23 protein-coding genes are annotated in these 17937 nt (G+C 58.9%); 17 read left to right on the forward strand and 6 right to left on the reverse strand.

Annotation, left to right across the window (positions count from 1 at the left end; all coding sequences use genetic code 11):
* Window positions 1-2: 2 nt before the first annotated feature.
* From FPZ52_RS10905 to gph, 8 genes are all read left to right on the forward strand, one after another.
* Complete coding sequence (locus FPZ52_RS10905; protein ID WP_146365452.1) at window positions 3-365, forward strand: Na+/H+ antiporter subunit C; 363 nt, start codon at window positions 3-5, stop codon at window positions 363-365.
* Window positions 362-1858 carry a Na+/H+ antiporter subunit D gene (locus FPZ52_RS10910; RefSeq protein WP_146365453.1) on the forward strand — a complete coding sequence of 499 codons (1497 nt, stop codon included), beginning with the start codon at window positions 362-364 and terminating at the stop codon, window positions 1856-1858. Before FPZ52_RS10905 ends, FPZ52_RS10910 begins: the two co-directional genes overlap by 4 nt.
* A complete protein-coding gene (locus FPZ52_RS10915; RefSeq protein ID WP_146365454.1) occupies window positions 1855-2334 on the forward strand; it encodes a Na+/H+ antiporter subunit E in 480 nt (159 codons plus the stop codon). The genes FPZ52_RS10910 and FPZ52_RS10915 overlap by 4 nt, the downstream gene beginning before the upstream one ends.
* Window positions 2331-2690 carry an MrpF/PhaF family protein gene (locus FPZ52_RS10920; protein WP_240804354.1) on the forward strand — a complete coding sequence of 120 codons (360 nt, stop codon included), beginning with the start codon at window positions 2331-2333 and terminating at the stop codon, window positions 2688-2690. The genes FPZ52_RS10915 and FPZ52_RS10920 overlap by 4 nt, the downstream gene beginning before the upstream one ends.
* Window positions 2687-2992 (forward strand): monovalent cation/H(+) antiporter subunit G, encoded by a 306-nt coding sequence (gene mnhG / locus FPZ52_RS10925; protein WP_146365455.1) that lies wholly within the window; start codon window positions 2687-2689, stop codon window positions 2990-2992. Before FPZ52_RS10920 ends, mnhG begins: the two co-directional genes overlap by 4 nt.
* 63 nt (window positions 2993-3055) lie before the next feature.
* The gene (gene rpe, locus FPZ52_RS10930; RefSeq protein WP_146365456.1) at window positions 3056-3745 is read left to right on the forward strand and encodes a ribulose-phosphate 3-epimerase; all 690 of its coding nucleotides are present in this window, start codon (window positions 3056-3058) and stop codon (window positions 3743-3745) included.
* 20 nt (window positions 3746-3765) lie between these two features.
* On the forward strand, window positions 3766-4323 hold the full coding sequence (locus tag FPZ52_RS10935; RefSeq protein ID WP_146365457.1) for a thioredoxin family protein: 558 nt from the start codon (window positions 3766-3768) through the stop codon (window positions 4321-4323).
* Complete coding sequence (gph, locus tag FPZ52_RS10940; protein WP_240804355.1) at window positions 4320-4970, forward strand: phosphoglycolate phosphatase; 651 nt, start codon at window positions 4320-4322, stop codon at window positions 4968-4970. Before FPZ52_RS10935 ends, gph begins: the two co-directional genes overlap by 4 nt.
* On the opposite strand, the gene FPZ52_RS10945 is transcribed toward gph, so the two are convergent.
* Window positions 4967-5311: a phage holin family protein gene (locus tag FPZ52_RS10945; RefSeq protein WP_146365459.1), complete on the reverse strand. Its 345-nt coding sequence runs from the start codon at window positions 5309-5311 to the stop codon at window positions 4967-4969. The two genes, gph and FPZ52_RS10945, sit on opposite strands and share 4 nt — an antisense overlap.
* Before the next feature lie 2 nt (window positions 5312-5313).
* Complete coding sequence (locus FPZ52_RS10950) at window positions 5314-5643, reverse strand: ElaB/YgaM/YqjD family protein (protein ID WP_168201311.1); 330 nt, start codon at window positions 5641-5643, stop codon at window positions 5314-5316.
* A 172-nt stretch (window positions 5644-5815) separates the two neighbouring features.
* Between FPZ52_RS10950 and FPZ52_RS10955 the strand changes: the two genes are divergently transcribed.
* Both FPZ52_RS10955 and FPZ52_RS10960 read left to right on the forward strand, forming a co-directional pair.
* Window positions 5816-5986, forward strand: coding sequence for a DUF1328 domain-containing protein (locus FPZ52_RS10955; protein ID WP_146365461.1), 171 nt, complete (start codon window positions 5816-5818; stop codon window positions 5984-5986).
* A 110-nt stretch (window positions 5987-6096) separates the two neighbouring features.
* Entirely contained in the window at window positions 6097-6591 is a 495-nt protein-coding gene (locus FPZ52_RS10960; RefSeq protein ID WP_146365462.1) for a Dps family protein, read from the forward strand.
* Window positions 6592-6680: 89 nt separating this feature from the next.
* On the opposite strand, the gene FPZ52_RS10965 is transcribed toward FPZ52_RS10960, so the two are convergent.
* The 4 genes from FPZ52_RS10965 to FPZ52_RS10980 all read right to left on the reverse strand — a co-directional run bounded on the left by FPZ52_RS10965 (window position 6681) and on the right by FPZ52_RS10980 (window position 10917).
* Window positions 6681-8051, reverse strand: a complete 1371-nt coding sequence (locus FPZ52_RS10965; protein WP_146365463.1) for an aspartate aminotransferase family protein — start codon at window positions 8049-8051, stop codon at window positions 6681-6683.
* Window positions 8045-8803 (reverse strand): NAD(P)H-dependent oxidoreductase, encoded by a 759-nt coding sequence (locus FPZ52_RS10970; RefSeq protein ID WP_146365464.1) that lies wholly within the window; start codon window positions 8801-8803, stop codon window positions 8045-8047. The genes FPZ52_RS10965 and FPZ52_RS10970 overlap by 7 nt, the downstream gene beginning before the upstream one ends.
* 11 nt (window positions 8804-8814) lie before the next feature.
* Window positions 8815-10233 (reverse strand): NAD-dependent succinate-semialdehyde dehydrogenase, encoded by a 1419-nt coding sequence (locus FPZ52_RS10975; protein WP_420851712.1) that lies wholly within the window; start codon window positions 10231-10233, stop codon window positions 8815-8817.
* A gap of 186 nt (window positions 10234-10419) precedes the next feature.
* Window positions 10420-10917: an Lrp/AsnC family transcriptional regulator gene (locus FPZ52_RS10980; protein WP_146365465.1), complete on the reverse strand. Its 498-nt coding sequence runs from the start codon at window positions 10915-10917 to the stop codon at window positions 10420-10422.
* A 63-nt stretch (window positions 10918-10980) separates the two neighbouring features.
* Here FPZ52_RS10980 and ehuR point away from each other — a divergent pair, with 63 nt between their 5' ends.
* From ehuR to eutB, 7 genes are all read left to right on the forward strand, one after another.
* Window positions 10981-12375 carry a MocR-like ectoine utilization transcription factor EhuR gene (ehuR, locus tag FPZ52_RS10985; RefSeq protein ID WP_146365466.1) on the forward strand — a complete coding sequence of 465 codons (1395 nt, stop codon included), beginning with the start codon at window positions 10981-10983 and terminating at the stop codon, window positions 12373-12375.
* Window positions 12376-12710: 335 nt separating this feature from the next.
* Window positions 12711-13730: a TRAP transporter substrate-binding protein gene (locus tag FPZ52_RS10990; protein ID WP_146365467.1), complete on the forward strand. Its 1020-nt coding sequence runs from the start codon at window positions 12711-12713 to the stop codon at window positions 13728-13730.
* Between the two features lie 74 nt (window positions 13731-13804).
* On the forward strand, window positions 13805-14437 hold the full coding sequence (locus FPZ52_RS10995; protein ID WP_146365468.1) for a TRAP transporter small permease: 633 nt from the start codon (window positions 13805-13807) through the stop codon (window positions 14435-14437).
* 3 nt (window positions 14438-14440) lie between these two features.
* Window positions 14441-15727 carry a TRAP transporter large permease gene (locus FPZ52_RS11000; protein ID WP_146365469.1) on the forward strand — a complete coding sequence of 429 codons (1287 nt, stop codon included), beginning with the start codon at window positions 14441-14443 and terminating at the stop codon, window positions 15725-15727.
* A gap of 9 nt (window positions 15728-15736) precedes the next feature.
* Entirely contained in the window at window positions 15737-16174 is a 438-nt protein-coding gene (locus FPZ52_RS11005; protein ID WP_146365470.1) for a universal stress protein, read from the forward strand.
* Between the two features lie 3 nt (window positions 16175-16177).
* Window positions 16178-16954 carry a maleate cis-trans isomerase family protein gene (locus tag FPZ52_RS11010; protein ID WP_146365471.1) on the forward strand — a complete coding sequence of 259 codons (777 nt, stop codon included), beginning with the start codon at window positions 16178-16180 and terminating at the stop codon, window positions 16952-16954.
* Window positions 16951-17937, forward strand: coding sequence for a hydroxyectoine utilization dehydratase EutB (gene eutB / locus FPZ52_RS11015; protein ID WP_146365473.1), 987 nt, complete (start codon window positions 16951-16953; stop codon window positions 17935-17937). Before FPZ52_RS11010 ends, eutB begins: the two co-directional genes overlap by 4 nt.

The raw sequence follows: 17937 nt of genomic DNA on the forward strand, positions 1-17937 counted from the left end.
ACTTGGAAGCCGTTCTGGCCATAACCATCGGCGCGCTGTTTGCCGCATCGGTCTATCTGATGCTGGACCGCAACCTGATGCGGTTCTTGTTCGGGTTGACGCTGATCACCAATGCCGTGAACCTTTCGATTTTCTCGGTCGGGAGGCTGAAAAGCAACATCCCTCCCCTGATCCCTGAAGGCGAACGCGCCCCGATCGAGCCCGTCGCGAACGCTCTTCCACAAGCTTTGGTGCTGACTGCCATCGTGATTGGTTTCGGTCTGTTTGCCTTTGCGCTGATCCTTACATTACGAGCCTACACGAGTTTCGGCACGCTTCAGACCGATGAGATACGTCTGGCCGAACCGCGCAAGGACGACGCATGAGCTGGTATCTGTCGATGCCCTTGATCGTTCCTTTTGCAACGGCGATCATTTCTTACCTGCTGCGCGACAGGGCCGTCGGGCGTTGGAGTTCTGTCCTGGGGTCCGTCGTAGCGCTAGGCTTTGCGTTGCTCTTGATGGCCCAGGTTCTGCAGAACGGGATTGTTGCCGGGCAGATGGGCAACTGGCCTGCACCTTTCGGGATCACGCTGGTGGCTGACTACCTGTCTGCGATCATGGTGGTGATCACGGGGATTGTCGGCGTGACCATCGCAATCTATGCGACCGGTGATATCGCTCCAAAACTGGAGCAGCTCGGCTTTCATGCCATGTTCCAGATCCTGCTTGCTGGTGTCACAGGTGCTTTTCTGACAGGCGACCTGTTCAACCTGTATGTTTGGTTCGAAGTGATGTTGATTTCATCCTTCGGTCTTCTGGTTTTGGGCGGCAAGCCCGTCCAGATTGACGGCGCGGTCAAATACGTTGCCCTGAACCTAGTTTCGACGGTGCTGTTTCTGACGGCCATCGCTATCCTCTACGGGATGACAGGGTCGCTGAACCTTGCTGATCTGGGGCGGATAGTACCCAACATGGATGACACCGGGTTGGTGACGGTTGTCGCGATGCTGTTCATGATTGCCTTCGGTGTGAAAGCCGCTGTCTTCCCGTTGTTCTTCTGGCTGCCCGCGTCCTACCACACACCGACTTTCTCGGTGTCGGCGCTGTTCGCCGCGTTGCTGACAAAGGTAGGGGTCTATGCTCTGATCCGCATGTTCACGTTGGTCTTTACGCATGACATCGCCTTTACCCATACGATCCTTTTGTGGGTGGCGTGTCTGACCATGGTGACAGGCGTTGTCGGAGCAGCGGCGCAGACCGATTTTCGCAAGGTGCTGTCGTTCCACATCATCAGCCAGATCGGCTACATGGTACTGGGCCTTGCGCTTTACACACCCTTGGCGATTGCGGGGGCGGTATTCTACCTTGTCCACCACATTATCGTGAAGGCGAACCTGTTCCTGGTGTCCGGTGTGGCTGAGCGAACGGCTGGATCGACCGACCTTTACAAGATTGGCGGGCTGTATTCGTCGGCGCCGTTGCTGGCAGCCCTGTTTGTCGTTCCGGCGTTTTCACTGGCAGGCTTTCCGCCCCTGTCGGGCTTCTGGGCGAAGTATGTGCTTGTGAAGGCGAGCCTCGACCTTCAGTTCTGGTGGGCCGCTTTCGCTGCGCTTGCGGTTGGGCTTCTGACCATTTTCTCCATGACAAAGATCTGGGGCGAGGCGTTCTGGAAACCGCATCCCGACAGGGTTGAACCGACGCTTGATCTGCTCGGATGGCGCAAATGGCGACTGCTGACACCCATTGCCATCTTGGCGGCGGGCACTCTGATCATCGGCTTGTTCCCCGCCCCGTTCTTTGCGCTTGCTGAAACTGCCGCAGGACAGTTGTTATCGCCCGAGGCGTATATCGAGGCAGTGTTGGGGGTCACGCAATGAGCCCCTTCGGTGTCAATGTCCTGCTGGCTTTCTCCTGGGCCGCGCTGACCAGCGACTTTTCGTTCACCTCTATCGTCGTGGGCTATCTGATCGGCTTCGCGGCACTGTGGGTGGTGCAGCCGCTATATCAGCGCAAAAGTCCCTATTTTTTGCGTTCATGGCGGCTGGCGAAGCTGATCGTGACGTTCATCAAGGATCTGTTCGTGTCCAGCCTTCGTGTTGCGTGGGACGTGTTGACGCCGCAGGATCTTTCAGAGCCTGCCATCATAGAAATGCCGCTTGATGTCGAAGGGGAGTTGCAGATCCTTCTGGTGACCAATCTGATCTCGCTCACGCCGGGCACGCTGTCACTCGACATATCGCCCGACCGCAAGACGCTTTATGTCCACGCCATGTTTGCCCATGATCCCGAGGCACTCGTGCGTGAATTGAAAGAAGGCGTCGAACGTCAAGTGATGGAGGTGTTCGAGTCATGATCTTCGAGACAGACATCGCAATGGCCGCGACCGAGGTCGCCCTGTATCTGGTTATCGGGTCCATCCTGCTCAGCTTCATCCGCTTGGCAAAAGGTCCGCGCCTGCCGGATCGGGTGATCGCCTTGGACATGATGACCGTGTCGATCGTGGCGTTCTGCGCGCTGTATTCTATCATCTCGGGACAGTCGGTCTTTCTGGATGTCGCGATCGTTCTGGCGTTGATCGGCTTTTTGACTACGCTGGCGCTCGCCCGGTTTGGCGAAAGACGGACCGCGCGGCGTAACCGTGATCATCCTAGCGACGCCACAGAGCAGATTGAAGAAGTAGCAGAACAGCCGATGGAGGAGGATGAATGACTGATATTCTCGTTGCGATCTTCGTCCTCAGCGGCGGTCTGTTCGCGTTTGTCGCTGGTCTGGGAATTGCACGGCTACCGAACATCCTGAACCGCATGCACTCAGCGACCAAGGCAGGCACACTGGGTGCCGGGCTGACATTGGTGGGCACGGCGATCTATTTCGGCGAAGCGGAGGTCACCGTGCGCGTTGTTGCCGCGATCTTGTTCTTGTTGCTGACTGCGCCGATTGCCGCGCATATGATCGGTCGGGCCACCGTGCGGAGGATGCTTCAGGAACGAAAGAATCGCAACGAGGGTTGACCTTTTCGCCGGAAGGTTGATTACGGCAACCAAAAGCTGAACACGCCGAGTGCAGGGGCCCAGATGGATTTCAACCGCAATATCAAAATCGCTCCGTCGATTCTGTCCGCCGATTTTGCAAATTTCGGCGCGGAGATTCAGGCCATCGAAGCGCAAGGCTGTGACTGGGTGCATGTCGATGTGATGGACGGTCACTTCGTTCCCAACATCACCTTCGGTCCGGCGACATGCGCGGCGATCCGACCCCATATCAAGACGGTCATGGATGTGCACCTGATGATCGCGCCGGTCGATCCTTATATCGATGCGTTCGCGCAATCGGGCGCCGACATCATTACCGCGCATGTCGAGGCTGGCCCGCATATCCACCGGACGCTCCAGGCGATCCGCGGGGCGGGCTGCAAAGCGGGGCTTGCGCTCAATCCCGCGACGCCGGCCGAGACTACAAAACATCTGCTCGACATGGTGGATCTGATCTGTGTGATGACGGTGAACCCGGGCTTTGGTGGGCAGAAATTCATCCGCAGCCAGATCGACAAGATCCGTGATCTGCGCGCCATGATTGGCGACCGCCCGATCCATATCGAGATCGATGGCGGTGTGACGCCCGAAACCGCGCCGCTCGTGGCCGAGGCGGGTGCAGACGTCCTTGTCGCGGGCTCCGGTGTTTTCAAGGGCGGATCGGTTGACGACCCCGCCCCCTATGGTGCGAATATCACCGCGATCCGAGAGGCGGCGGAGCGCGCCGTCTGATCCTTTTAAGGAGCAACGACATGGTCGTATCCCCGGAAACCTGCGAATTCGACTGGCCCGCGCCAGACTTCACTTTGCCCGCGACGGATGGAAAGATCTATTCTCTGTCCGACATCAAGGGGCAGAACGGCATGCTGATCGTATTCATGTGCAATCACTGTCCCTATGTTCTGGCGGTGCTGGATCGGATCATCCGTGATGCGAAGGAGCTCCAGTCGATGGGCATCGGCGTCGCGGCAATCTGCGCGAATGACGCGGAAAGCCATCCGGCCGACAGTTTCGACAACATGAAGAAGATGGCCGAGGAGAAGGGGTTTCCGTTTCCGTACCTTCGCGACGAAAGCCAGCAGATTGCGCGAGCCTACGACGCCGTGTGCACGCCGGATTTCTTTGGATTCAACGCGGATCTTGGGCTTCAGTATCGTGGTCGGTTGGATGCCTCGCGCAGCTCCGCCGGACCTGACGACTTGCGCCGCGATCTGTTCGAGGCGATGAAGCAGGTTGCCGAGACGGGGCAGGGGCCGCGCGATCAGGTCCCGTCGATGGGCTGTTCGATCAAATGGAAAGACACAGCGTGAGCGCAATTGTCTTCGATCTGGATGGCACGCTGATCGACAGCCTGCCGGACCTGCATGCGGCCGGGGCCAAGATGCTCGATTCGATCGGGGTCGAACCTGTCAGTGTGGCGCAGACGCGCAGCTTCATCGGCAATGGAATTCCGGTTCTGGTGGGCCGTATATTGGACGCGGTGGATGTAGACCCCGCGCGCAAGCCCGAGCTTCTTGCATCCTTTCGCGGGTTCTACGCAGCGGATTCGGTGACGGAAACGCGGCTTTATCCGGGGGTCGAGGCGACATTGGATGCGCTGCGGGCGCAGGGGCACCAGCTCGGCCTGTGCACGAACAAGCCGATTGAACCGACACAAGACATCTTGCGGCACTTCGGGATCGACCGTCATTTTCAAGCCGTGATCGGGGGCGACAGCCTGAACCAGCGCAAGCCGTCGCCTGAACCGCTATGGGCAACCTTCGATATGCTGGGCGGCGCTGACCGTTACTTTGTGGGTGATAGCGAAGTAGATGCAGAGACGGCGCTGAATGCATCCGTCCCGTTTCTAATGTTCACCGAAGGCTACCGGAAGACGCCCATCGCCGAACTGCCCCATTCGGCTGCATTCGACGATTTTCGGTTGCTTCAGGGGCTGATCTCGGCGCGGGCGGCTTAGCGCCGCCGATTGCGTCGACGCGCGGCATCGAAACCGCTGAAGAATGCTTCTACAAGCGAAACGATGTCCGATTGTGGCGGTGGAGGTGGCGGGGCGCGGTATTCGGGAGGTGGCGAATGGCGTCCGCTGGTTTTTAACGCGGCAAACAGAATGGCCGACAGCGCGACGTAGGCGCAGCCGATGACCAACGCCGCGACAAGCGTGTCGTAATGACTGGCCAACGCGATCCAGGCGGCCACGGTTAAAAACGCAATGCCCACGGTCACGGATGCGCCGGCAAGCAAAGCTAGCGCGGCATTGGCTGCCGCGCGGCTGAGAAGCTGTTCGATTGCCTTTAGCATGTTCAGCGACGGCTCGTCAGAATGCCGACGAGAAAGCCAAGTGCCGCCGCCATGCCGAGCGTGGTCGCGGGGCGCTCACGCATGAAGGCTTCGGCGTCATGAGCAAATTCATTGGCCTGTGCTTGCAGGCGTTCGGCGTCGTGCTCAGCGCGGGCACGTAGATCGGCCGCGTGTTTCTGCGCGGTCGCTCCGGCCTTGTTTACGCGGTCCTTGCCGTAGTCACCCATCAACTCGGTCAGGTGCGCAATGTCACCGCGAAGGGTGTCGAGCTGTGCGGCAAGATCCTCGACGCTTGGTGCATCCGTCTTGCTGGCGGTGTTTCTCGTAGCCATTTCAACAAACTCCAGTTGTTGCATCATTCTCAGCCAAACGCAGGACCATGGAACCCGGTTCCCGACCCTGCGTCAATTGTGTGATGGAACCGGCATGTCGATCAGGGGTTTTCAATCCATGGGCGCCGCAGGCGCAACGTTCGAACTGAAACGAGATTGAAAGGGTAGACACATGCTGCATTGGGCACTTCTCTTCCTCATTGTCGCCATCGTCGCCGGTGTTTTCGGCTTCGGTGGCATCGCGTCGGCATCGGCCGGTATCGCACAAATCCTGTTTGTCATATTCATGGTGCTGTTTATCGTCGCAGCACTTGCGCGGGCACTATTCGGGCGTGCGCCCTGACAAATTGTGTTGAAGACGGGCTGGCCCTCTTCGTTGCTATCAGCGGATTGGAACTCAGGATTGAATCGAACGTTCCTTACTCAACCGAATGACACAGATGGAGTAAGAACATGGCCGAGAAACTTGCCGTTGTCCCACAGCCTCAAGAAGTCAAAACCGGCGTGCGCGATCCCGAAATTGTCGCTCAAGCATTGTCGAAGGCGTTGGCCGACACTTACCGTCTTGTATTCAAGACCCACGCCTTTCACTGGAATGTCGAGGGGCCTCTATTCTACGGCGTTCACAATCTGACCGAAGAACAGTACGAAAACCTGTTCCAGGCGGCTGACGACATGGCAGAGCGAATTCGCGCGCTGGGAGCCTTGGCGCCGATGACGCTAAGACAAATAATCGCAGATTCCGTAATTGAAGATGCTGACAAACCACTAAACGCCCGCGAGATGGTCGAAAGCCTGGCGAAGGATCACGAACGCGCGGCGCACCGTCTGCACGCACTTATCGAATTGGCAGAAGGTCGGAACGACATGGTCACCGGCGACCTTGCAACCGAACGGTCCGCTTTTCATGAGAAAGCGGCATGGATGCTGCGGGCGATTGCCGCCTGACAGCATGATCCGGAGAGTGGCCCATTCCTGCCTCGGCCACTCTCCATTGTCCCCAAACTTGCCCCGCCTTCACGGCGGGGCTTTTTCTGTCACCCCAGAACTTCTTTCACGGCACCGGCTGTCGCGGCGACGATCTGATCGGCTTCCGCCTCGGACAGGCACAGTGGTGGCGCAAATCCAATGATGTCGCCTTGCGGCATCGCGCGGGCAATCACACCACGTTTGAGCATAGCGGCCACGACTTTCGCACCGGTCTGCCCGGCCGGATCATAGAACTTGCGACTACCCTTGTTCTCGACCAACTCGACGGCACAAAGCATCCCTTCGCCGCGAACCTCGCCCACATTCGGATGATCGCCTATCGCGTCGGTCATGGCCTTGTTTAGATACGCACCTGTCTTGCCGGCGTTTTCAACCAGCCCAAGACTGTCGATCAGCGACAGGTTTGCAACGCCGGCTGCGGCACCGATGGGGTGTGCGGCATAGGTCCAGCCATGGCCGATCACGCCGTTTTCGTCCGTGCCTTTTTCCAGCACCTTCCAGACCTTGTCCGAGATGATCGAGCCAGACAGCGGTGCATAGGCCGAGGTTAGACCCTTCGCGATGGTGATGATGTCCGGCTTGATCCCGTAATGAGCAGACCCAAACATTGATCCCAGGCGACCGAAGCCGGTCACGACCTCGTCTGCTATCAGCAGGATATCGTATTTGTTCAGCACCGCTTGGATGGCGTCCCAGTAACCTGCGGGCGGGGGAACGATGCCGCCAGTGCCCAGAACCGGCTCGCCGATCATTGCGGCGATGGTGTCGGGGCCTTCGCGCTCGATCAGGGCTTCCAGTTCAGCCGCGCAATGGGCGACGAAGTCTGCCTCCGACTGCGCGGTATCCTCGCGGCGGTAGTAGTAAGGCGCTTCCGTGTGGATCACCTGTGACAGCGGCAGGTCGAACTTCTTGTGAAACAATTCAAGTCCCGTCAGCGAGCCGGTCATCAGCCCGGAACCGTGATACCCGCGCCAGCGCGAAATGATTTTCTTTTTCTCGGGCCGACCGAGGATGTTGTTGTAGTACCAGACCAGCTTGATGTTGGTTTCGTTTGCGTCCGAGCCGGACAGGCCGAAATAGACCTTCGACATGTGATCTGGCGCGCGGTCCAGCACCATTTTGGCCAGCGTGATAGAGGCCTCGGTCCCGTGCCCGGCATAGGCATGGTAGTATGCCAGTTCTTTCGCCTGCTCCGCGATGGCATCCGCGATCTCGGGGCGGCCGTAGCCGACATTCACACAGTAAAGGCCGGCGAACGCGTCCAACAGCTTCGTGCCTTCCCGATCCTCGATGAAAACGCCCTTTCCGGTGGAGACGATTCGCTGAGGTGCGTCGCCACGCGCGAACTGCGCAAGGTGAGTCGAGGGATGGAAGAAGTTTTCCCGATCCCAGTTTCCGAGTTGATCGTTGGTCAGCATAGTGCCTCCTTTGCATTCTTGTTCTTGGTATTAAGCGGACGCCCCATATCGTCCCAGTCTTCCCAGCTCGGAAACTGAAGTGGGGCATGTTCGTCGAGCGATAGCAGTCTGTGGGCGAAACGGTCCTTCGCGGACTCAAGACCGTCACGAAACTCACCGTCATCCGCGTAGCGATAGCCATGCCCCTGGATGCCGAAGCTGCCATGCGGCGGAAGAACATCAAATCCCATGTAATGCAGCGAAAAATGCGTGGACCACAGAATCTGACTGATCTCGCCACCCCGGCCGCCCGGGACGAATGTATCAGCGGGTGCGCCGGACGTGACGGAGCACATGGCGCGCTTGCCGCGAAAATAGCCCTCACCATAGCGCATCCGACTGGTGTACAGACCTCCGCTGACAAACACGCGGTCGCACCAGCCCTTGATCATCGCCGGAACCGAATGCCACCAGATCGGGAACTGGAAAACAACCAGATCGGCGCGTTCAAGCCGTTCTATCTCGCGCGTGATCTCCGGGGCAAGTGTACCGCTCTTGTAAGCATGGCGCTGCTCGGCCAGCGCAGAAAACGTGTCGTTATCTGCGCGGTCGGCGTAGTGTCGGGGGTGCTCCACCGGATCGAAATGTTCCCCGTACAGATCGGAGATTTCGACCGTGTGACCGTCAGATTCCAGTGCGCGCTTGCCGGATTGGACAAGCGCTGCGTTGAAGGATTTCGGTTCGGGGTGGGCGAGAACGAAGAGGATATGCATGGTGCCTCCCGCTACGCCCAATCGCGGCAGACATATTTGATGTCGGTGAAAGCCTCCAGGCCGAAGCGGGCGCCTTCACGCGCGATGCCCGATTGCTTCATTCCACCGAAGGGAATTGGCGCGCCGGTAACTTTCGTGCGGTTCACAGCGACCATCCCGAATTGCAGCGCGCGGCTCAGGCGGTAAATCCGGCGCGGGTCCATCGTGTGCAGATAGGCGACAAGCCCGTACTCGGTGTCATTGGCGCGGGCGATTACTTCGTCTGCCGTGTCGAATGGGGTGATCGCGGCGACCGGGCCGAAGGTTTCTTCTCGCATGATGAGCGCGTCATCGGAGACATCCTTCAGCACAGTTGCCTGGAAGAACAGCGGCCCTTGCGCATCGCGCTGACCACCGGTCATCAGTTTTGCGCCCTTCGCGATCGCGTCCTTGACGTGTTCTTCCTGCTTGGCGACGGCACCTTCATTCATCAGCGGGCCAAGATCGGGATTGTCCATGCCTGGGCCAAGTGTCAGCGCCGCAGTCGCAGCCGCAAACTTCTCGCAGAACGCGTCGTATGCGGGACGCTCGACGAAGAACCGGTTTGCGCCGAGGCAGTCCTGACCCGTGGTCGCGAACTTGGCCTTGATCCCTTCTTCGACGGCCTGATCCAGATTGGCGCCCTTGAACACGATGAACGGAGCGTGCCCGCCCAGTTCCAGTACCAGCCGTTTCACGGTATCCGCCGATTGGCGATAGAGCAGCTTGCCGATTTCGGTCGAGCCGGTGAAGGACAGCGCGCGGACGCGCGGGTCGGAGGTCCATGCGGGGACCAGTTCGGACGCGCGGCCGGTGACGACGTTGAAAACGCCCGGCGGGAAGCCCGCCCTGCGTGCCAGTTCGGCCAGTGCCAGCGCGGACAATGGCGTTTCGTGCGATGGATGAACAACGACGGTGCAGCCAGCGGCCAGCGCGGCAGCGGCTTTGCGGGTGATCATCGCCGAGGGGAAGTTCCAGGGTGTGACCAATGCCGCGACGCCGACAGGTTCGCGCCAGATCTCGACCTCTGCATCCGGCAGGTGGGACGTCACGTTTTCGATGTTCGGGCGCTTGGCTTCTTCGGCGTAGAATTCGATGAAACTGGCGGCGTAGTCGATTTCGCCACGCGCCTCGGAAATTGGCTTGCCCTGCTCGGACGTCATGATGCGGGCCAGATCTTCGCGGTGCCCGATAATCAGGTCGTACCACGCCCGCAGCCGTGCCGCGCGGGATTGAGGCAGCGCGCCGGACCAAGCGGGAAAGACCGCCTGCGCGGCATCAACCGCTTGACGTGCTTGTGCTTCATTCAGCTTGGCAACCTCGGCGATTATGTTGCCGTTGGCGGGGTTCATGACAGGTGTGACCGCCTCGGCGTCGATCCATTCATTTCCAATGAACGCACGCGTCTTCATCAGATCCGGATCGACCAGCATCGCGGCCAAGCCGTCGGGTTGACGTATAGCAGATATCTTGGACATTGCCGAACCTCCTGACTGTGTTGAGTCAGGAATAGCCCGCCTTCAAAGGAAGAAACTGCTGTGTTTCCGGCGCCGCGTGGAAAGTTCTTCTTTGTTTGTCGGCTTCAGAAGAAAAAAACGTCAGTCGATGCGTTTCGGGCGCAGCAATGCATCAAGGGGCGGCAGGCCGGATGCCTTTACTTCCTTCGTCACGATATAGGTGAAATAACGCTTCAACCCGATCCTTGCAGCCAGTAGATCATCGATCAGCGCTTGATAGCTTGCAACGTCGCGCGTGATGACTTGCAGCAGGTAGTCATAGCCGCCACCCAGAGCCCAACAGCCGGTGACTTCTTCGTAGCGGTCCATGGCGCGTTCAAACGCCTGAAAGTTCTCGGCCTTGTGGCTGTCCAGTTCCGCCATGACGAAGACGACGACATTCGCACCGATCTTGTTGAGGGCCACATCGGCACGATACCCGCGGATCAGGCCGGCCTGCTCCAGCCGTTTCAGCCGCTGCCAGCATGGCGTGACAGACAAGTTGACTCGCTGGGCAAGGTCGGTTTTCGAGATCCGCCCCTCGCGGGACAGGACCGTCAGGATCGCGATATCGCGGTCATCTAGAAGGTGGCCTTTCATCCGCGCTATTGTCCTGTCCGGTTACCCCTTGTCAATTGTCCTGACTTTCCGAATGCTATGGTCATGTCAATCTGGCCACCGGAAAAAGGGAGCTTGCGGCGTCCCGCTTATCGTTCCCTGTCGCAAACCCTGCTTGCCGCCATCGAGGCCGGGGAACTGAAGCCGGGTGATCAACTGCCCACCCATCGTGATCTCGCATTTCGTCTGGGGCTGTCCGTTCAGACGGTCAGCCGCGCCTATGAGGAATTGATCCGGTTGGATGTGATCGAAGGCGGGGTCGGGCGTGGCACATTCGTGCGGACTGCGCCTGGGATGCGGGGGCCGTCGTCACCCTATCACCGGATCGACAGTAGCGACCCGATTATCGACTGCTCGATGCTGACGCCTGTTCTGTCCGACCTGCATATCGAGAGGTTTCAGGACACCCTGCGCGACATGGCAGATGGCTTGCCTCCGGAGACCTTGTTCAGCTTTCGCCCGCGCAAGGCGCTTTGGTCGCATGCGATGCGTGGTGTGGAATGGCTGCGCTATTGCGGGATTAGGACACAGGCATCGCTGGTGATCCCGACCAATGGCAACAGCGCCGCGATGACCGTGGCCTTGATGACGGCGGCGTCGCAGGGTGATCTGATCATGACTGAAGAGCTGTGCCACCATACTCTCGCCGCGCTGATCCGGTATCTTGGGATGCGTCATGCAACAGTCCCCAGTGATGAGGGGGGAATTGATCTGGCGGCGTTGGACCGGTTTTGTGCTGGTCGTGCGGTCAAGGCCCTTTATATCTTGCCTTCTGGCCTTGGTCCGACGGGGCGCGTGATGCCGGCGGAACGACGGCGGGAGCTTGGCGAACTTGCTCGCAAGCACGGTTTCCTGATCATTGAAAACGATGCCTGCGGACCCATTGACGCCCGTCGGCCGGCGCCTGTCGCCAGCTTCGCGCCCGAGCGGAGTTTCTATCACACAGGCTTTTCCAAATGTCTGCTGCCGGGGCTTCGATTGGGTTATCTGGTGGTGCCGGAAGCTTTTGAGGCGGCGGCAAGTAGCCGCAACCTCGCCGTTCAGTGGATGGCCACACCGCTGATGGCGGAGATTGCGTCGCGATGGGTCGATAGTGGCACGGCACTCGAATTGCTTCGCTGGCAGCGCAGCGCGCTGGCGCGACGCAATGCGATAGCGGCAAAACGGCTGGAGGAATTCGATATCCGCGCCAGGCCCCGTGGCCTGCATGTTTGGCTGCCTCTGTCCGAAGGTTGGACGGAGGACAGTTTCGTGACCCGCGCCCGGCTGCAGGGGGTGGCGGTCGCGCCGGGAAGCTCGTTCTCGATGACAGAAAATCCTGCTGAGAAGGGGTTGCGAATATGCCTTGGTGCGCCGGATGAAAAGGCGCTGGATCACGGCCTGTCAGTAGTTGCGAGACTGGCGAAATCGGGCGGAGAACCGTCCTTCCTGACGATTTGACCCACTGAAAACTTGTCCGGGTGCATGAATTCCGGCCGTGAACAGCGCCGGGATTGCCGGTTATCGACCTACTTGGGGTCAAAAATTGTCATGATTTAATTATCAGATTGACACGATTTTATACCGCTCTCATGCTTCCATCCATTGAGTGGCCGCCTGTGCAGGCCGAATATCGCCTGCCCGCATGACACCTACCGGGCGCAAGGTGTCTGAAGGCCATTCGGACGAGTAGAAACCCGCCGTTCGCCCGGCTTCTCGGCGGGAAAGGGAGCCGCTTGACCTTACTGCCGTTGGGTTTGGGTTGGACTCTTGTACGACAACAGGAAGGAGAAATTATGACTCCCGTTAAAACATTGCTCGCAGGAGCAACGGCCGCAGTTGCACTGGTTGCCAGCATGGGGGCGGCTTCGGCTGACACTTGGCGTTACGCGTTCGAGGAAGCTCTGGACGAGGTTCAGGGTATATTCGCGCAGAAGTTCAAGGAAGAGATCGAGGCCAATTCCGATCACGAGGTCCAGCTTTTCCCCTATGGCACGCTAGGTGAATCCGCTGACACGATGGAGCAGGCCCAAGCCGGTATCCTTCAGTTCGTGGACCAGTCACCGGGCTTCACTGGATCGCTGATCCCTGAAGCGCAGGTCTTCTTCGTGCCTTACATGCTGCCGCAGGACACTGACGCGCTGTATGACTTCTTCCGGAATTCGAAGGCCATCCACGAAATGTTCCCGCCGCTCTATGCGGAGCAGGGGCTGGAACTGCTGACGATGTTCCCCGAGGGCGAAGTCGCCATGACCACGAAGGAGCCGGTGACAAGCCCGGAGGATCTTGACGAGGTCAAGTTCCGCGTGATGACCAACCCGCTGTTGGTGGAAAGCTATCAGGCCTTTGGTGCGACGCCGACGCCGCTGCCTTGGGGCGAGGTCTATGGCGGTCTTCAGACCAACATCATTCAGGGCCAGGAGAACCCGGTGTTCTTCATCGAGTCCACGAAGATGTACGAAGTTACAGATCACATCACCTTCACCGGCCACAACAATTTCACCACTGCTGTGATGGCCAACAAGGAGTTCTATGACGGCTTGTCCGAGGAAGACCAGAAGGTTGTTCAGGACGCGATCGACGTCGCATTCGAGCATATCCTCGATTATCAGTCCAACCTTCAGGAAGAAGGACTGGCCGCGATTAAGGAAGCTAAGCCGGGCATTGAAATCACGGTGCTGACCGAAGAACAGCGCCAGCCCTTCATGGATGCCGCGGCCTCGGTTGAAGAGACCTTCATCGAGATGACCGGCGACAGCGGCAAGGCGATCCTTGACCAGATGAAAGCGGACATTGAAGCCGCCACTGGCAGCTAAAACCTATCCATTCAAAGGCGTGCGCGGGAAACTGCGCGCGCCCAATCGAATTTTCAGCGCAAGGGGGTTCGCCCTTGAACGATTCAGAACATCACGACTCGCAGCTCCAGTCGCAAACGGAGACAACCACGACCGATGACGAGGAATTGGGAGCCTATGTTTCCGACCTGCCGGGCATTCTTGGCACCATAGACACGGCGATCAGCCGCGTGGAGTCCGTTCTTCTTGCGGCGGGCGTTCTGCTGATGGCCTTGAACACGGTTTCAAACGTTGTCGGCCGCTTTGTATTCCAAAGTAGCATTTACTTTTCCGAAGAACTGAACCGCATTTTGATCATCCTGATTACCTTTGCGGGCATCAGCTACGCCGCGCGACATGGGCGGCATATCCGGATGTCGGCGATCTATGACGAACTGCCGACAAAGCCACGCAAACTGCTGACGATCATCATCGCGCTGGTGACGGCGGTCTTCATGTTCGGGCTGGCGTGGTACTCGTTCCAATACGTTCTGACATTGCAATCGCGAGGTCGCGTTCTGCCTTCCCTGCAAATCCCGAACTGGATCATCTTTGTCTGGGTGCCGGTGGGCTTCCTGATGACCGGCCTGCAATACGCGCTGACCGCGATCAAGAACATGATCGAGAAAGATATCTACCTGTCCACGAATGTGCTGGAGGGCTACAGCAACGACGAGATGGAGATCTGATCCATGGCCATAACCATTTTCTCCATCATGATCGTGCTGTTGCTGCTGGGCTTCCCGATGATGATCCCGCTGATCGTGGGGTCGTTCGTCGGATTCTATTCGCTGTTCGGCGGATTTGGGCAGTTGGAAACCATGGTCCAGCAGATACTGGCGGGCATCCGGCCCGCGTCCCTGATCGCCGTGCCGATGTTCATCTTCGCTGCCGATATCATGACGCGTGGCGAGTCGGCGGGACGTCTGATCGATCTGGTGATGTCTTTCGTCGGACACATCAAGGGTGGTCTGGCGGTCTCCACGGCGGCGGCTTGTACGATGTTCGGCGCGGTATCCGGGTCCACGCAGGCCACGGTGGTTGCTATCGGTGGTCCTCTGCGTCCGCGCATGCAGAAGGCGGGGTATAAGGACAGTTTCATTCTGGCGCTGATCGTGAACTCGTCGGACATCGCGTTCCTGATTCCCCCGTCCATCGGGATGATCATCTATGGCGTTGTGTCGAACACGTCGATTTCGGAACTGTTCATCGCTGGTGTAGGTCCGGGTTTGCTGATTCTGCTGCTCTTTTCGATCTACTCCTACATCTATGCTGTACGGAACAACGTGCCCACCGAGCCGAAAACCAGCTGGCGCCATCGTCTGGTCGCAGTGCGCAATGCGTTGTGGCCGTTGGGGTTCCCGCTCATTATTATCGGCGGCATTTACGGCGGTATCTTCAGTCCGACGGAAGCCGCAGCCGCCTGTGTGCTGTATGCGCTGGTACTGGAAGTGGTGATTTTTCGGACGCTTGATCTGAAGGGCGTTTATAACACCGCTAAATCAACGGGCCTTATCACCGCGGTCGTGTTTATCCTCGTCGGAGCGGGCGCCGCTTTTTCCTATGTGATTTCCTTCGCTCAGATACCGCAGCAGGTGCTTGGTGCCATCGGGATCGACGAGATGGGGCAAATCGGTGTGCTGTTCGTCATTTCGATCGCCTTCTTCATCGGCTGTATGTTTGTTGACCCGATTGTCGTGATTCTTGTGTTCGTGCCGATCTTCGCGCCGGTCGTGGAAACCCTTGGTATCGACCCGGTTTTGGTCGGTACGCTGGTTGTGCTTCAGGTTGCCATCGGTTCCGCGACGCCGCCTTTCGGATGCGATATCTTTACGGCCATTGCGGTCTTTAAACGTCCCTACATCGAGGTTATCCGCGGGACACCACCGTTCATCGCGATTCTTCTGTCGGTGTCGGTGGCTCTCATCTTTTTCCCGCAGATCGCCTTGTTCCTGCGCGATCTGGCCTTTGCCAAGTAAGGAGCGATCATGTTTGATAACATCCTCGTACCCTTCGACGGGTCAGTGGGCGCTGAACGCGCGCTTCGCAAGGCGGCGGAACTGGCCAAGGCCAGTGACGCCAACCTGTGTGTTCTGACCGTCTTTCGCCACCATTCGATGTTGGAAGCGTCGTTTTCCATGGTGCGCCCTAACGATCCGGGCAACATGGATGACATCATGCGGAGCGCGGCGCGGGATGTGGCCGAGACTGCCAAGAACCTCGCGAAGGAGGCTGGCGTCGAAAAGGTGCGCGCGTTTGTCAAATCGGGTCATGCCTCGCGCACAATCGTGGGGTTTGCCAAGGAACACGACATTGACCTGATCGTCATCGGTTCGCGTGGGCTCGGGTCGGTCGAGGGTTATCTGCTCGGCAGTGTGTCGCATAAGGTGACAGGGCTTGCGCGCTGCCCGGTCATGGTCGTGTGACTCATGCCGGCGTCTCATATCACCGTTGCGACCCAGCCACCTGAACTGACGGCCGAAGATATCACCCGGTTCGGGCTGATCGCGTTGTCCACCGATCTGACGATCGAGGGGGATGCGCGGCGCGTGCTGCCTGACGACGTAGCGCTTCATGTAAACCGGATCGAGTTCGCCAACCCGACCACGCCAGAAAACCTCGCAGCAATGGCGCCGCGTTTGACGCAGGCGGCATCGCTCGTCGTTCCGGATCAGCCGCTCGCAGCCATCGGGTTCGGATGCACATCGGGGTCTGCGGTCATTGGTGACGCCGAAATGGATCACGCTGTCGCTGTGGCGCGTCCGGGTGTTCCGCTTGTCACGCCAGCGCGCGCAGCACGACAGGCGTTCGACGAACTTGGCGCGCGCCGGATCGCGGTGATGACGCCCTATCTGCCGGAGACGACAGCCGCTCTGAACGGGTATTTCGAAAGTCATGGTGTCAACGTGGTGCGCGCTCATTGCCTTGGCATCGGGAGCGATCAGATCATGGGCCGGATCACCTATGACAGTATTGTCGAAGCGGCGGTTTCGGCAGATGTGCCGGAGGCGGACGCCGTGTTTCTGTCATGCACCTCTTTGCCTGCCATGCCCGTGATCGAACGGATCGAGGCGCGTATCGGTAAGCCAGTCCTGAGCTCGAACCAGGTTACGTTCTGGGCCATGTTGCGCGCGGCCGGATTGACGGCCAGACCCGGCTATGGCTGCCTGTTGGCTAGGTTGAAAGAAGGTGACGACGCCGCATGACGGTGACGATTGCGGATATCCAAGCGGCCCGAACGCGCATTGACGGGACGATCCGCGATACACCTTGCGAGCAGTCATCACGTCTTTCCGAAATCGTTGGTGCTCCCGTATGGCTGAAGATGGAGCATCTTCAGCATACCGGTGCATTCAAGCTGCGCGGGGCGGCGAATACAGTGTTGCAACTGTCTGACGATGAGCGCGCGCGTGGGGTGACCGCCGCGTCGACCGGCAATCATGGCCGGGCGTTGGCGTATGCGGCCCGTCAGGCCGGTGCCCGCTGCGTAATTTGCCTGTCACATCTGGTTCCGCAGAACAAGGCTGATGCCGTCCGCGCGCTTGGTGCGGAGGTTCGTATCGTGGGGCAATCGCAGGACGATGCCCAGGAGGAGGTTGACCGGCTTGTTGCCGAAGACGGCATGATCATGGTTCCGCCGTTCGACGATCCGCGTGTTATCGCGGGACAGGGAACGCTGGGATTGGAGATGCTGGAACAGATGCCCGATCTGGGCACTGTCGCAATAGGGCTGTCTGGCGGCGGGTTGCTGGGCGGGATTGCCGTGGCTCTCAAGGCACAAAACCCGGACATCCGCGTCACCGGCGTGTGTATGGAGCGGGGCGCTGCCATGAGCGATAGCCTGCGGGCAGGTCATCCGGTCCCTTGTAACGAGCTTCCGACACTGGCAGATTCTCTGGGAGGCGGCATCGGCTTGCAGAACCGCCATAGCTTCGCGCTTGTGCGCGACCTCATTGATGACGTGATCCTGTTGACCGAGGCGGAAATCGCCGCCGGTATTCGTCACTGCTACTGGCAGGACCGTCAGATTGTCGAAGGTGCCGCTGCCGTGGGCGTTGCTGCTGTTCTTGCGGGCAAGTTGACATCTGAAGTGCCGTTGGGCCTTTTGCTAAGTGGCGGAAACATAGACATGAACCTGCACCACCGGATCATCTCGGGGGAGGATGTCAATCTGACGAAGGAGGGATAG

The sequence above is a fragment of the Qingshengfaniella alkalisoli genome (assembly GCF_007855645.1).
Lineage (GTDB): Bacteria > Pseudomonadota > Alphaproteobacteria > Rhodobacterales > Rhodobacteraceae > Qingshengfaniella > Qingshengfaniella alkalisoli.